Raw genomic sequence first — 15,475 nt, 5'->3', positions numbered from 1 at the left:
CCATGAAAACAGACACAGCGCCGCAATCGGCCCCGAAAAAGATTTTCCTGAAGGACTATGCCAGACCGGATTATCTGGTCGAGCATGTCAGCCTTACTTTCGCCCTCGACAAGACGAAGACGCGGGTGACGGCCCGCCTGTCGGTCAAGCGCAATGAGGGCGTTGCCGATGACGCGCCGCTGGTGCTGAACGGCGAGGACCTCGATCTCGTCTCCATCGCCGTCGATGGCGAGGCGCTGGGCGAGGATGCCTGGTCCTACGAGCACAACCTGCTTACCGTGAAAGAGGTGCCCGCGAGCTTCACGCTGGAGACGGAAGTCATCATCAACCCGGATGCCAACACCAAGCTGTCCGGTCTCTACATCTCCAACGGCATGTTCTGCACCCAGTGCGAGGCAGAGGGCTTTCGCCGTATCACCTTTTTCCCGGACCGGCCGGACGTGCTGTCGACCTATGATGTGCGCATCGAGGCCGACAAGAGCGCCTATCCGGTGCTGCTCGCCAACGGCAATCCGGGTGACACGGGCGACCTCGACAATGGCCGCCACTTCGCCGAATGGGCCGACCCGCACCCCAAGCCCGCCTATCTTTTCGCCCTCGTCGGCGGCGACCTCGCCCACAAGCAGGATAGTTTCACCACCATGTCGGACCGAGAGGTGACGCTGCAGATATTCGTGCAGCCGCACAATCTCGACAAGACTGACTATGCCCTCGACGCGCTGAAGCGCTCGATGAAATGGGACGAGGAAACCTTCGGCCGCGAATACGATCTCGACATCTTCATGATCGTCGCCGTCGACCATTTCAATTTCGGCGCAATGGAGAACAAGGGCCTGAACATCTTCAACTCCTCCTGTGTGCTGGCCTCCGAGACAACCGCGACCGACGGCGATTTCGAACTGATCGAATCCATCGTCGCCCATGAATATTTCCACAACTGGTCGGGCAACCGCGTCACCTGCCGCGACTGGTTCCAGCTGTGCCTGAAGGAAGGCTTCACCGTCTTTCGCGACCAGGAATTCACCGCCGACCAGCGCTCGCGCGCCGTTGCCCGTATCCGCGACGTGCGCCGCTTGTGGCAACGCCAGTTCCAGGAAGATGCAGGCCCCCTCGCCCACCCGGTCCGGCCCGAGAGCTATATCACCATCGACAATTTCTACACTGCCACGGTCTATGACAAGGGTGCAGAACTCGTCCGCATGATGAAGACCCTGCTGGGCCCGGAGGACTTCCGCAAGGCGACGGATCTCTATTTCGACAGGAATGACGGCACCGCCGCCACGGTGGAAGATTTCGTCGGCGCTATGGAAGAGGCTTCCGGCCTCGACCTGACCCAGTTCCGCCGGTGGTATTCCGATGCCGGCACGCCGAAAATCGAAGCGCAGGAAGCATGGGACAACGGCACTTACGCGCTGACCCTGACCCAGCATACCGACCCGACGCCCGGACAGGACGAGAAGGCACCGCGCCACATCCCCGTGCGCATGGGCCTGATCGGGCCGGACGGACCGATGGTCGATGAGAAGGTGCTGGAGCTGAAAGAAGAGAGCCAGACCTTCACTTTCGATGGCCTGCAGTCCAAGCCGGTCGCCTCCCTGTTCCGCGGCTTCTCCGCCCCTGTCACCGTCAAGCGTGACCTCGACACCGAGGAGCGCCTGCGCCTGATCGCTCAAGACACGGACAGTTTCAACCGCTGGGCCACCGCCCACGCCTTCGCCATGGACCTCCTTAAATCGATGGCCGGTCAGCATGAGATGGAGAACACGCACGAGGCGCTGATCTCCTATGCCAAGGCGATCGAGACGATCATCAAGGACGACACGCTGGAGCCGGCCTTCCGCGCCGAGGTGCTGCGCGTGCCGACCGAGACCGATATCGGCCGCGCCGTCCCGCAGATCGATCCGGATGCCATCGCAGAGGCGCGCCGCAAGTTCCGCCGCGGACTGCTGGAAACGCTGCGCGGCACGCTATCCGATCTCTACAAGGCAAATATGGTCACGGATGAGTACGATCCCGGTGCCGACCAGGCAGGCAAGCGCGCGCTGAAAAACGCCGCCCTCGCCCTGTTGATGGCCGAACCGTCGGATTCCACCGTCGACCTCGCCCTGAAACAGGCGGCTGACGCAACCAACATGACCGACGAGGCGGGCGCTGTCTCCCTGCTCGCCCAGTCCGACAGGCCGGAGCGCGAGGGCGCCCTGTCGCGCTTCTATGACAAGTGGAAGCACGATCCGCTGGTCGTCAACAAATGGCTGGTCTGGCAGGCGCTCGCCGGTGGCGAGGATGCGCTGGAGAAGATCATCGCGCTGACGAAGCACGAGGCCTTCGACATGGGCAATCCGAACAAGGTCCGCTCGCTGATCGGTGCCTTCGCCATAGAAAACCCCAAGGCATTCCACCGCGCCGACGGGGCAGGTTACGACTTCTTCTTCGAAAAGGTCCGCGAACTCGACAAACGCAACCCGCAGGTAGCCGCACGCCTGCTTACTGCGACGGAGAGCTGGCGCAAGCTGGAGCCGAAACGCCGCGACATGCTCGGCTCCCGCCTGAAGGCCCTGTCGCAGGAAGACGGCCTGTCAAACAACACGTTCGAAATGGCCGAACGCCTGTCGGATTAATAAACGGACAGCTACGTACACAACCCATTCATCCTGCAGTGGATGAATGGGTTTTTTGTGCCCGTAGTCTAAACGCTGTGAAATCAGGCAGGAATGTGATCATTCCATTCTTACTGCGATTTAAGCTCAGTACACCCCGCCTGTTGCACGATCAACACACCCTGAGAGATGCCACAATAATACCCAAATTCTTACCGGAACAATCCTCCCCTCACGTCGTTTCTGGCACATGTCTGAAACGGAAAGGACGACATCATGAGTAAGAAAATCCTTATCGCGACCGCAAGTGCCCTTGTTATGGGCGGTGCCACGACTGCCATGGCCCAGGACTATGCCACTGAAGACACCGGCTTCTATGTCGGCGGCGGCTACACCTTCCTTGATGTGGAAACAGAGGATGACATCGGTGACAACACCAACGCCCTGACCGGCCGCATCGGCTATCAGTTCACACCGAACTGGTCGATCGAGGGTGAAGGCACGTTCGGCATCGATGATGGCGAGTTCGACTATGAAGGCAACGAAGATGATTTCGACTTCGACGCCAACAATGACGGCGACATCGACGACGCCCTGATCGGCACCGGCGACGTCGGCCTCGATTACCAGGCCGCGATCTTCGGTCGTTACACGATCCCGGTTAATGACCGCTTCGACGTTTTCGCCCGTGCCGGTTATGGCTTCACCGAGATCGATTCCACGATCGAACTGCCGGATGGTTCCGAGGTTCAGGTCGGTGGCTCCGAAAACGGCCCGGCCTTCGGTGCAGGTGCTGCATTCGACGTGACGGAATCGAGCTCCATCCGCGCCGATTACACCCGCTACGAGTATGACGACGCTAATGGCGATGCCGGCACCATTTCCTACGAATACAAGTTCTAGGAATATCCAACATCATTGCTGTGGCGTTCCCCTGCCCGGGCGCCGCAGCCTTAAAAGCCGCTCCGCATCTCGCGAAGCGGCTTTTTTGTGCTTCAGATAAACCCTCCACAATTGTGGATTGGGGAGAAATAACCGGTGAAATCAGGGGTTTGTTAACCCTTTTGGGCGTGACAGGGTGAGTCGAACCGGAATAGTTTCCAAAGAGTAAATATCCGGAATCTTCTGACCACGAGAACCCGAGCACTCATGGCTGACCTCGACAACACCAAATCGCCTCTGGCACTGGGCATACCGCGCGATGACAGCGCGGACCATCCCCGGTCGCGGGCTGGCGAGTTGTCCGGTGATGACGAGATCCTGGAGGCCATCTCCCGGCACCAGTCCGGACCGGAGAAGGCAACTGACGAGCGCTTCGTCATCGAGATGCCGTCCCTGAAAGCCGTCGGCATCATTGGTGCCGTGCTGATGGCAGCAATCTCCCTGCTCATCATGTTCCGCGCCGCTGGCGAGGCGGGTGACCGCCGGATCGAGACCGAACTGGTGCAGAACCGCATCGCCGTGGCCGCTGCCGATCAGGTCGAGGCGCTGAGGGCATCGGACCCCGCTGCCGAAACCAGCCTCATCCGCCGCACCATGCTGGACAATTCCGTCGGCCCGCGCACGGCGGTATACGAGCTTGCGGCCGATCGCGCCTCCTATATCAGCGCTGGTGCGACCGATTATTACGCCCTGCATCCGAATGACATGGCAGGCTTCAACCTGGCCCAGCCCGGTGTCTCGCTGTTCGACAAGGGCGAAGTGGCCAATGGCACCATCGGTGAAACCATGGTGACCTGGCGGCCAATGGCCGATGGCCGGGCGATCGTGGTCCTGTCGCCAGCACGGGACATTTTCGCCCGCACCCCGCCATGGATCACCTATTCCATGATCCTCGCCGTGTTCCTGCTGATCGCCGGCAGCCTGTTCCTGCTCGTGCGCCGTCAGTCGATGGCGATGACCCGCGCCAGCAATGCCCTTGCCGACGCGCAGGAGCGTCTTTCCGCCTTTGAGACTATTGGCGGCGGGACATGGTCGGTCGATCCCAAGGCGGGCCTGATCACGCTGCCAGCTGCACTAATGCAGCATCTCGGCATCGGCTCGAAGGACCGCAAGCTGGTCCTGCGCGAAATCTCCGGCATGATCCACCCGAAGGATGTGCGCCCGGTCCTCGCGCTGTGGTCCGGCAAGTCCGACAGTGCCCAGCCAATGCAGTTCCGCATGCGCTCCGGCACGCGCGGCTGGATCTGGGTCATGACGCGCCTGAACGAGTTGTCCGACCCGTGCCATGGCATTATCGTGCCGCTGGGCGACAGCCCGGTCGACAATGGCCGCGCCGCCAAGCTGCAAGCCCGCCTGACTGACGCAATCGAGAGTATCCCGGAAGCGTTCCTGCTGTGGGACGATCAGGGGCGCCTCGTCACCTGGAACAGGAAGTTCTGCAACATCTTCCGTATCCAGCCGACGCGGCTCGTTGCAGGTCAGACCATCGGCCTGGTCTCCGATCTCGCAGAGGAAGATGCAGAAACGATCACCGAATATTTCGGCCCGCCGGCCGATGGCCGGGAACAATCGCTGGAAGTACGCCTGCCCGGCAATCGCTGGGGCCATGTCTCCCGCCGCCGCACCCAGGAAGGCGGCTGGGTCTGCGTCGTCACCAATATCACCGACATGAAACGCCGCGCCCGTGCCCAGAAGCGCAAGGAACGTGAACTGGAAATGACGGTCGAGACGCTGGAACAGTCCCGTTCCGAGCTGCGCGAGGCGATGCAGAATTACCAGATCGAGAAGAAACGGGCCGAGGACGCGAACCTGTCCAAGTCAGAATTCCTCGCCAATATGAGCCACGAGCTGCGCACCCCGCTGAATGCCATCAACGGTTTTTCCGAGGTCATGCAATCGGAGCTGTACGGCCCGATCGGTCATGCGAAGTACAAGGAATATATCGACGATATTCTGGGTTCCGGCCGTCACCTGCTGGCGCTGATCGACGACATCCTTGACATGTCAAAGATCGAGGCCGGCCGGATGGAACTGCATCCGCAGCCCGTCGACCTCGAACGCATCCTTGGCGAGGGCCTGCGCTTCGTCGAACCGGAAACGCGCGAGCGCGACATCCTGCTGACCTCCTCGATCAGCGCCCTGCCCTCCGTCTGGGCGGACAATCGCGCAACGAAACAGGTCTTCGTCAACCTCCTGTCCAATGCGGTGAAATTCACCGAGGCCGGTGGCTCCGTCACGGTCACGGCACAGGCCGATCTTGATTCCGTCACGGTACTGATCGCCGATACCGGCATCGGCATCGCCCGGGATCGCCTGGAGAAACTGGGCGAGCCGTTCGAGCTGATCGAGGATCATCTGGCCAAGAGCCGCAATGGCTCGGGCCTCGGCCTTGCCCTGTCGAAATCGCTGATGGAGCTGCAAAGCGGCCTTCTCGTCTTGGCGAGCGAAAAGGGCCGTGGCACCGTTGCCGCCTTCACCATCCCGCGCCGCGCCGGGGTAACGGTGAAGGTGCCGGAACTCCTGCGCCGCCAGGGCCATGTGCTGACCAAGCTACCAAGCCCGGCAAAAGCCGCGAGGGGCGGTTCCCAGGAACGCGCTGCGGAATAACGACTATTCCTCTTCCGGCGGCCCCATATCTTCAACGGGCACAGGACGCATGTCACGGGACCCTTCCCGGTCTTCTCGCCATTTGTCCGCCCGGTCGCGCCAGCGGGCACGCATTTCCTCGTCCTGCTCGATAACGCGTTCGGCAAAGGCAATCCGCTCCTCGTCGGGCAGGCTCGCCACCATGTCCAGCACCGTTGCATACATCAGGGCCTTGCCCTCTGCGTCCAGCGTCCTGATCTCCTGCGACAGCTGGCGGAAGGCAGCCTCGTCGAAATCAGCCTGGCGCATCAGCTCCAGCGCCTCGCGGCGCTTCTTCCAGATTTCACGGTGAAGGTCACGGGCGGCGGGGATCTGCGCACGGATCTTCTCGCGCATTTCCTGCCGGAATTCCTCTGGCAGGTCCTCAAAGGCTCGGGGCGAGAGAAACAAGTCTTCCCCGCCTCTCATATCATGGTGGCGGGGGCCGTCTTTCGGCGGCTTGCCATTATGCAGCAGTGAACCACTGAGGATGGCGAAGGCAAGAAACACGTTGACGACGAGCGAAGCAATCAGGGCAAACCGCATATCAGAGGTCCTCTTCCAGCAGCGTGGCGAATGCATCGTCAGACTGCAGATAAATGGCAAATTCCTGTTCCGGCGTCACATCGCTCTCGGCTAGGGTGGCAGCTGGCAGGATACCCCCCGCGACAAGCCCTGCCACACCGGCAATGGCGAAGGCCTGCCAGACGGGCGGGCGAAACAGCCCGGCGATGGCCGAAAGGCCGAAATTCCGACCAGAACCCGGCCGCACGGATGAGCCACCTGGCTGCACCGTCGCAGCAGCACTGGCCTGCGGCACCTCCGCCATGATCCGCGCCATCGCTGCCTCGCTGAGGCGCGGTGCCGGATCATCCGCCCTGTCGCGGGCAATCGCCGCGGCAAGCTCCCGATCTTCAGGATTTCTGTCTGTATACGTGTTCATCTTCTTACCATCACTCATCATTGCCCCCGCAATTTCATCATTCAGCCATATCGTCAGCCAGCTCGTCGTTCAATGCGGCGGCCAGCTTCATGTCCTTGCGCATCGAGCGGCGCGCGCGCGCCAGCAGCGATTCCAGCGCCTCGACACTGATGTCCATCGCCTCTGCCGCTTCCTGGTTGGACAGATCCTCATAGTGGCACAGCACGATCGCCATCTTCTGGCGCTCCGGCAGCCGGTCCAGCGCCTCGCGCACGGCAAGCCCGCGCTCGCGCCCTTCCAGCATCGCATCCGCCGCGGGCTCGTCTGCCGCCTCTTCCGGCAGGTCATCGCCTGCAGCCTGCTCATAGCGTGTCGATGCCTTGCGCAGCCGGTCATAGCACAGATTGACCGTCACCCGGTGCAGCCAGGTGGAGAACAGCGCCTTGCCTTCTTCCCATTTCGCAGCCTGCCGCATCATCCGGATAAAAGCTTCCTGCACAATATCCTCGGCAGCATCACGCGCCCCGGTCATGCGATAGGCGACCGCCATCAGTCGGTCGGAATGGCGCAGCACCAGCCGCGACGCGGCAGCCGCATCACCCCCGGCCAGCAGCCGGATATCCTCGATGTCAGGGTCTTCCAAGGACAAGGCTGTTTTCCGGTCTCCTGAGGCGCAAGGCGACTGCCGCTCGCTGACATGACTATAACGGGCCAGCGGCACAAATCCGTCGCGGGTCTGCGAAAAAGCTTATAGCGCACCGACATAGCGCTCGAACAGGCCTCGCACCTCGGCCTGACGTGCTTCCAGCCAGCCCTCTATACCGTCAGGATCGTCGATGCCGATCTTGCGGGCAATCAGGCGGCGTACGGCGGCGGGCATGGTCGATGGGTCGGCACCGCGATCCAGCGTGATGCGGGTGACCTGGATCACCGCCTCATAGCCCTGCGCCGCCTCCATCAGCGTTTCGGCATCGGCGCGCTCCATCAGGCCGAGATCGGCCATCACCGGCAGGGCATCAAGGATATGCGCCGGGAAGCGACCCTTCTCGGCGGCGTGGACAAGGCTCAGATACTGGCAGATGAAGTCGATATCGGTCAGGCCACCATGGGCCAGCTTGACGTCGAGCACGCTGCGGCCGGGCTTGTTCTCCAGCAGGCGGCGGCGCATGTCGATGACATCCTGCGCGGTGTCTGCCGGGTCGCGTTGCCGGGTCAGGATCTTTTCGACATGCCGGTCGAGCCGGTCGGCAAGGTCGTCATCACCGGCGATAATCCGCGCCTTGACGAGCGCCATCTCCTCCCACGTCCATGCGTCTTTCCGGTAATAGGTTTCGAACGCGTTGCGGCTGACGGCGGCAGGGCCAGCCCCGCCGGACGGGCGCAGGGCCATGTCGATCTCGTATAGCTCGCCCTCCTCCGTCTGGGCCGACAGGGCGGTGACGAGGCGGCGGACATAGCGGGTGTACCAGGTCGTCGCATCCAGCGCCTTGCCGGTACCGCCTTTGGACTCCGCATCAGGCGGCGCATCATAGATGAAGATCAGGTCGAGATCGGATGTCGCGGTCAGCGACACCGCGCCGAGGCGCCCCATGCCGATGACCGAGATTGCGCCGTCAATCTCGCCATGGGCCTCGACCATCTCGCGCATGGCGATGTCGACACAGGCACCGATGCCGATATCGGCCAATGCCGCATAATTGCGGGCGGCATCGCGCGGGGCACTTCGCTCCAGCAAGAGGCGACAGGAAATCTGGAACCAGACTTCGCGGTCTTCGCGGCGAAGCGCGTTTAGCGCCTCCTCGTAATCGACGGCTCGTTCCACCGCGTCGAGGATTTCCTCATCGTTTATGGTGATATCGGCATCGGAGCGTTGCAGGAAAGCCTCGTCAAGCAATACCTCGACCAACCGTCCGTGCACGGCCATTTCCCGTGCCAGCCGCGGGGATATGCTGACAAGCCCGGCGACGAGATCGAGAATCTCCAGATTGTTCAGCATCAGGGAGAAGACCTGCACCCCGCCCGGCAGATTGCGCAGGAAACCGTCGAATGCGGCAAGCGCAGCATCGGGGTCATCGACATTGGCGCAAGCCCGGATGATCGACGGGACAAGTTTCGTCAGCAGCGCCCGGCCGCGGGCAGAGCGCGTTGCACGCATATTGCCCTGGTGCCACCTGCGCACGGTGGCAGACACGGCCTGCGGGTTCTTGAAGCCAAGCTCGGCGAGCGTGCGCAGGGTCTGCGGATCATGATCGACACCGGTGAAGACGAGAGAGCCGATACCGGCGGACAGGTCCTCCTCCTCGTGAAACAGGTCAGCATAATGATCATGAACGATTTTCAGCGTCTCGACCACATCCAGCTTCAGCGTCGCGCTGTCGTCATAACCAGACAGGTGGGCGAGACGGGCGATTTCCTCCGCACGCTCGGGGATCTCGTGGGTCTGCTCATCGTTGACCATCTGTATACGGTGTTCCAGATGGCGCAGGAACAGATAGGCAGCGCTCAGCTCTTCGCAGGTCTTTTGCGCCACCTGCCCTGCCCCGACCAGCGCCTGCAGGCCGCCGAGGGTCGTCTTTTCGCGCAGGGACGGGATACGCCCGCCAAGGATCAATTGCTGTGTCTGGACGAAAAATTCGATCTCGCGGATGCCGCCGCGCCCGAGCTTGATGTCATGCCCCTCGAAGACAAAATCCGCCTGCCCGCGCACGGCATGGATCTGGCGCTTGATCGAGTGGATATCCTCGATCGCCGAATAATCCAGATATTTCCTCCAGATGAACGGCGTGAAGATCGAGTTCATCGCATCGGCTGTCCGCTCGTCGCCTGCGATGAAGCGCGCCTTGATGAACGCCGCCCGTTCCCAGTTCTGGCCATAGGTCTCGTAGTAATGCTCCGCAGCCGAAACGCTGACAGATGCAGAGGACGAGCCGGGATCGGGGCGCAGCCGCAGGTCGGTGCGGAAAACATATCCCTCCGCCGTCTGGTCCTGCAGGGTCGCCATCGCCCGCTGGATCGTGCGGTCGAGGAAACGGCGCGTCTCCTTCATCTTCTCCGTCATGTCCCTCGGCGCGAGGAACGCCTCGACCAGTTTGGTCTCATGAAAGATGACAAGGTCGATATCGCTGGAATAGTTCAGCTCGCAGGCGCCATGCTTGCCCATGGCATAAACGGCAAAGCCTGCCTGTTCAGCCACCAATTCAGTGCCCGCAATGCCGGTCAACTCACGCATGGCATGGTCGAAGGCAGCGCGCACGGCGGAGTCGGCAAAACGGCTGAGACCCGACATCACCGCGCGATCATCCCACAGGCCGGACAGGTCGAGGACCGACAGGATCATGGCGACCTGTTTTTTCAGTGAGCGGAGCGTTGCCGGGGCCTGCGGGTCCGTGCGTGCGGCCTCGGCCTGTTCCACGATGCGGTCGATGGCTGCCTCGGGCGACAGTCTCAGCAGATCGACCAACACTTCCAGGTTCAGCCGGAACGTCCGCTCCAGAAAGGGGGAGCCAGAAGCGATCAGGCAGAGCAGATCGATGACGGCAGCATCGAGATCGCCCGCACGCCCATCCAGCTCGCTGCGCATGCGGTCTGCCCGCTCGTTGTTATGGCGTCGTGGCCAGCGGGCACGGTCCGCCCCGGCGATCAGATCTTCGATGGTACGGCCCTCAGCCATCTCGTTCCTTCCTGAATTGTGGCTGGCGCTGCATCTGCCCAACTCTTTTCACAAGAGTATAAGGCAGAGCGGGCACAAAAAAACCCGCCATCAAGGCGGGCTTTCCTGGAAAATCATGCGCGGCGCTTACTTTGTGCCTGCAGCTTCCTTCAGATTGGTCGACGGCTTGAAGCGCAGCGATTTGGAGGCCTTGATCTTGATCTCCTCACCCGTGCGCGGATTGCGGCCCTTGCGGGCGGCGCGCTTGGTGATGGTGAACGTGCCGAAGGTACCGATCGTGTACTTGCCTTCTTTTTTCGCTTTCTTCAGGCCATTTTCGATTTCGCCGAAAACCAGCTCGACAACGCGCTTTGCTTCGGCGTTGCTCATGTCACCGGATTTGGCAACGTTGGCGATAAAGTCTGCTTTGCTCATTTTGGATTTTTCCCAGATCTTTGTTGAAACGGACCCGCCCTCATTCCGTGGGCGGATGCTTAAACAAAGACCTGATTTTTACAGGGTTTCAAGCGGGAAGGTGCCATGAATCCCTTGTTTTTGCGGGTTTTCAGGCCGAAAAGGCACTTGCGGGGTCCAGAATCAGGGGCCGTTTGTGGCCTCAGCCTTTCTGGTTACCGATCTTGATCATCTCGAACAGGTTCTTGGGCGCAGGCGGGAAAGCGATTCTGATGCCGAGACCGTAATTGCCCGGCTGGTCTAGGGAGTGCTTGTCCTCATGGCGCGGCAGGCCCGGACCAACGGAAAGCTGGCCATTATGGAAGCGCGCAATGGCCGTGACCATCGACAGGCCGAGACCGGAGCCATGGGTGGAACGGCTTTTTTCCAGACGCACGAAGCGATTGAGAATGCGCTCGCGATCGATGGGAGAGACACCCGGGCCGTTATCGGAGACAGACATGAGTGCGCCGCCACCGACACGGGGCGCGACCTTGACCTCGATGGTCGGCTCGACCCCCTCCTCGCTCGTCCGGCCATATTTGAAGGCATTATCGAGAAGGTTCGCGAGCGCCTGGGAGATCAGCTCGCGCGAGCCCATCACCTGCGGCGTTGCCTGCAGGTCCACATTCAGGCGGAAGCCGGCATCCTGCGCGGCCGGCTCGTACAGCTCCGTCACTTCCTCGACGAGGGCGACGAGATCGACAGGCTTCATCGTGCCGTAGCGTTCGCCGGATTCGATGCGCGTGATCGACAGGAGCGCGTTGAAAGTCGCGAGCAGCCGGTCGACATCAGGGATCGTTTGCTCGACCACCGTCTTGTAATCGATCTCCGGCTCGCTGACGGCAGACTCCAGCCTGTTGCGGATACGGGTCAGCGGCGAGCGAAGGTCATGGGCGATGTTGTCGGAGACCTGCTTCATGCCGGTCATCAGCCGCTCTATCTGGTCGAGCATGGAGTTGAGGTTACGGCCCAGTGCATCGAACTCGTCTCCAGCCCCGGACAGCGGAATACGCTTGCCGAGATCGCCCGCCGTGATCGCTTCTGCCGTGCGATTCACGTCGTCGAGGCGGGCAAGGAAGGCGCGCGAGGAAAAATATGCAACGACGAGCGCGAGGATGAAGGTAACCCCCGCCATGCGCACGAACACATCGCTCGCCGCTTCGCGGATGCGCACGAGATCTGTGATGTCGCGGGCAACGAAGACAATCGCCTCCTGGCGGCGCGTTTCGGGATTGTACATGCGCCGCATCCCGCCGATGCCATAACGCATCTCGATCTTGTCCGGGTCCAGAATATTGTTGCGGGCGCTCGCCGTGATCCGCTCATAGCTGAACTCGACGATGTTTTCGCTGTCGAGTGCCTCCGGCGGGATCTGTGAGAGGTCACGCACCGGGGGCTGGCGATTGTCAGGATCAATCAGGATGTAAAGCGCATCCTTGGTATAGGCGCTGCCGCGGGCATTGTATGAAGACGAGCGAAGGCCGATGACACGGCGCAGGCCGGGATAGCCGGCCCGTTCATAGACCTGCTCCAGCGCGGCGACTTCCTCGGTTATCTGGTCTTCCATATCGCCGATGGCATCGCCGATCGTGGCGCGATAGACGAAGGCACTCAGCACGAACACGGAGATGATGAACAGGATCATGGTGATCAGGGTAAACCTGAACGATGTCGTCCTCACCAACCGGAAAAGGCGGCTAGAGCCCTTCCGGCTGTTGTCCTGTCTTTCCTCTGCCATGCCCCTCGCCCTGACGATCAGTCTTCGTCAGAGAGCGTGTAGCCTGCCCCCCGGACGGTCTTGAGAAGCTGTGTATCGAAGTCCTTGTCGATCTTGCCGCGCAGGCGGGAGATGTGGACGTCGATAACGTTCGTCTGCGGATCGAAATGATACTCCCAGACGTTTTCCAGAAGCATGGTGCGCGTCACGACCTGGCCGGCATGGCGCATGAGATATTCGAGAAGCCGGAATTCGCGCGGCTGCAGGTCGATCTTGCGGCCGCCACGACGCACGGTCCGCGACAGGATATCCATCTCAAGATCGCCGACGGAAAACTTGGTCGTCACGTTGGACGGGGCACGGCGACGGCCGAGGGCCTCGACACGGGCCAGCAGTTCGGAAAAGGCATAGGGTTTGACGAGATAATCGTCGCCGCCAGCCTGCAGGCCGGAGACACGGTCATCGACCTCGCCCAGTGCCGACAGGAACAGGGCCGGTGTCTCGTCACCTGCCTCGCGGCGTTTTTCCAGCATGGTCAAACCATCCATCTGCGGCAGCATACGGTCGATGACATAGGCGTCATAGCCGCCATTCTCGGCCATGTTCAGGCCGGTCGCGCCATCGATCACATGGTCGACAGAGTGACCTGCCTCGCGCAGGCCCTTGACCAGATAGGCCGCCGCATCCGCATCATCTTCGACTACCAGGATCCGCATGTTCGAACTTCCTTTCGTTCCCCGAAAATATCTTGCCGCCGGTCTATCAGCACCGTGTGGCACAAAAAAGGACAAACAGGCTGCCCTGAATAAAGACAGCCTGCTTGCTTATAATACTTGCCCGCAACAATGGTTCAGAAGCTGCAGCACGAACAGCCTTCAGGACTTTTTAAGCGGCAGCGCGCGGAAGTCCTTGCGATCACCGGCCTGGACGCGCAAAAGCACCGCTTCCTTGCCACTGTCCTGCAACGACTTGATCTTGCTTTCGACGTCACTTGGCGAGCTGACCGCATCATTGTCGATCTCGTAGATCACCATGCCACGCTGCAAGCCTGCCTGTGCAGCCGGGCTGTTTGGCGCGACGGATGTGACGAGCGCACCGCGCAGTTCTGCCGGCAGGTCATATTGCTGGCGAGCCTGATCCGTCAGTGCACTGAAGCGCACGCCCAGCTCGGAGGTGATTTCCGGCGTCGGGCTGGCACCATCATCGCTCGGGATGTCGGCTTCGGCGAGTTGCTCTTCATTGCGCTCGCCCAGCTTGACGCGAAGGTTTTTCTGTTCGCCATTGCGCCAGACGGTCAGCTTGGCGGTCTCACCCGGTGCGACCGCGCCGACAGCGCGGGTCAGCGTGCGGGCATTGTCGACCTTCGTGCCATTGAAATCGAGCACGATGTCACCGCTTTCGATACCGGCCTTTGCCGCAGGCGTACCGGACTGGACATTCACGACCAGCGCGCCGTCATCGCTGTCGAGACCGACAGCAGCAGCGTGATTGTTGTCGAACGGACGGATCTCGACGCCGAGCCAGCCACGGGTCACGGTGCCCTTTTCGATCAGCTGGTCGACGACGAAGCTCGCCGTCTGGGCCGGGATCGCGAAACCGATACCGACAGAACCGCCAGTCGGGGAATAGATCGCGTTGTTGACGCCAACGACACGGCCATTGAGGTCGAAGGTCGGACCACCGGAGTTACCGCGGTTGATCGGCGCGTCGATCTGGATGAAATCGTTGTAGACGCCCATGCCATTGTCGCGACCGATGGCGGATACGATACCGCTGGTGACGGTGCCGCCAAGGCCGAACGGGTTGCCGACGGCGAGAACCCAGTCACCGACGCGCAAATTCACATTGTCGGCAAAGGTCACGAAAGGCTGGTTGTTCGGTGCATCGACCTTCAGCACCGCGATATCCGTTGCGGCATCGGTGCCGAGCAGCACTGCATCGAGCTCTGACCCGTCATTCAGGCGGATCGTGATAGTTTCCGCGCCATCGATGACGTGGTTGTTGGTGACGATATGGCCGTCACCATCCACGAAGAAACCGGAGCCTTCGGCAGCGGCCTGGCGTTCCTCACCAAAGCGCTCCTCGAAATCCTCGCCGAACTGGCGCTCGAAGAACCACTGGAACTCGCTGGGGATCTCCGGCTGCTCGATGGTTTTCTCGGTATGGATGGAGACGACGGCCGGGCTGACCTGCTCGACCAGGTCGGCAAAGGACATCTGACCGCCAAAGCCGGTCGGCGGTGTCATCAGGCGCGGTGCCTGGGCATAGGTCGTGTCGGGAAGCGCGATGGCTGCTGCGCCGATGGCGAGCGCCCCCACGCCTGAAAGAATTAGTTTTTTGAATGGTGTGTTTGCAATCGTGCGGAGTGTCATCTTCTTACCCTTATCTCCAGTTTGATCCGAAACCTGCCCGGTTTTTCGAAGCGGAGGGCAGCGAGACGGTTATCTCTAGTTCCGGCCAGCCCCACTGGCAGCCAACTTCCCCTGTAATATGGTGACATTACTCTTACATGACCGTGTCGCAGGAGTTACATCTTAGTAATGGACACTGCACGCAAGTGACTGTTT

11 protein-coding genes are annotated in these 15,475 nt (G+C 61.2%); 3 read left to right on the top strand and 8 right to left on the bottom strand.

Features of this window, described 5'->3' with window-relative positions:
- Positions 1–2 precede the first annotated feature (2 nt).
- From pepN to FF098_RS16985, 3 genes are all read left to right on the top strand, one after another.
- A complete protein-coding gene (gene pepN / locus FF098_RS16995) occupies positions 3–2,618 on the top strand; it encodes an aminopeptidase N (protein ID WP_155142823.1) in 2,616 nt (871 codons plus the stop codon).
- Between the two features lie 255 nt (positions 2,619–2,873).
- On the top strand, positions 2,874–3,500 hold the full coding sequence (locus FF098_RS16990; RefSeq protein WP_155142821.1) for a porin family protein: 627 nt from the start codon (positions 2,874–2,876) through the stop codon (positions 3,498–3,500).
- A 246-nt stretch (positions 3,501–3,746) separates the two neighbouring features.
- Complete coding sequence (locus FF098_RS16985) at positions 3,747–6,146, top strand: sensor histidine kinase (protein ID WP_155142819.1); 2,400 nt, start codon at positions 3,747–3,749, stop codon at positions 6,144–6,146.
- Positions 6,147–6,149: 3 nt separating this feature from the next.
- Here the strand turns inward: FF098_RS16985 and FF098_RS16980 are convergent, their stop codons facing one another.
- From FF098_RS16980 to FF098_RS16945, 8 genes are all read right to left on the bottom strand, one after another.
- Positions 6,150–6,710: a periplasmic heavy metal sensor gene (locus tag FF098_RS16980; protein ID WP_166426610.1), complete on the bottom strand. Its 561-nt coding sequence runs from the start codon at positions 6,708–6,710 to the stop codon at positions 6,150–6,152.
- Between the two features lies 1 nt (position 6,711).
- Positions 6,712–7,107 carry a hypothetical protein gene (locus FF098_RS16975; protein ID WP_155142814.1) on the bottom strand — a complete coding sequence of 132 codons (396 nt, stop codon included), beginning with the start codon at positions 7,105–7,107 and terminating at the stop codon, positions 6,712–6,714.
- Positions 7,108–7,144: 37 nt separating this feature from the next.
- Positions 7,145–7,807: an RNA polymerase sigma factor gene (locus FF098_RS16970; protein ID WP_268235296.1), complete on the bottom strand. Its 663-nt coding sequence runs from the start codon at positions 7,805–7,807 to the stop codon at positions 7,145–7,147.
- Between the two features lie 27 nt (positions 7,808–7,834).
- Positions 7,835–10,756, bottom strand: coding sequence for a bifunctional [glutamine synthetase] adenylyltransferase/[glutamine synthetase]-adenylyl-L-tyrosine phosphorylase (locus tag FF098_RS16965; protein ID WP_155142812.1), 2,922 nt, complete (start codon positions 10,754–10,756; stop codon positions 7,835–7,837).
- Positions 10,757–10,882: 126 nt separating this feature from the next.
- Positions 10,883–11,170, bottom strand: coding sequence for an HU family DNA-binding protein (locus FF098_RS16960; RefSeq protein ID WP_155142810.1), 288 nt, complete (start codon positions 11,168–11,170; stop codon positions 10,883–10,885).
- Between the two features lie 181 nt (positions 11,171–11,351).
- The gene (locus FF098_RS16955) at positions 11,352–12,929 is read right to left on the bottom strand and encodes a sensor histidine kinase (RefSeq protein WP_155142808.1); all 1,578 of its coding nucleotides are present in this window, start codon (positions 12,927–12,929) and stop codon (positions 11,352–11,354) included.
- Between the two features lie 17 nt (positions 12,930–12,946).
- Positions 12,947–13,624 (bottom strand): response regulator transcription factor, encoded by a 678-nt coding sequence (locus FF098_RS16950; RefSeq protein WP_155142806.1) that lies wholly within the window; start codon positions 13,622–13,624, stop codon positions 12,947–12,949.
- A 159-nt stretch (positions 13,625–13,783) separates the two neighbouring features.
- Positions 13,784–15,280 (bottom strand): DegQ family serine endoprotease, encoded by a 1,497-nt coding sequence (locus tag FF098_RS16945; RefSeq protein WP_155142803.1) that lies wholly within the window; start codon positions 15,278–15,280, stop codon positions 13,784–13,786.
- Positions 15,281–15,475 lie beyond the last annotated feature (195 nt).

The sequence above is a fragment of the Aquisalinus luteolus genome, from assembly GCF_009712425.2.
GTDB classification, from domain to species: Bacteria; Pseudomonadota; Alphaproteobacteria; order Caulobacterales; family Parvularculaceae; genus Aquisalinus; species Aquisalinus luteolus.
Note: the sequence above shows the minus strand (reverse complement) of the source record. Positions and strands in the feature narration are given on the sequence as shown.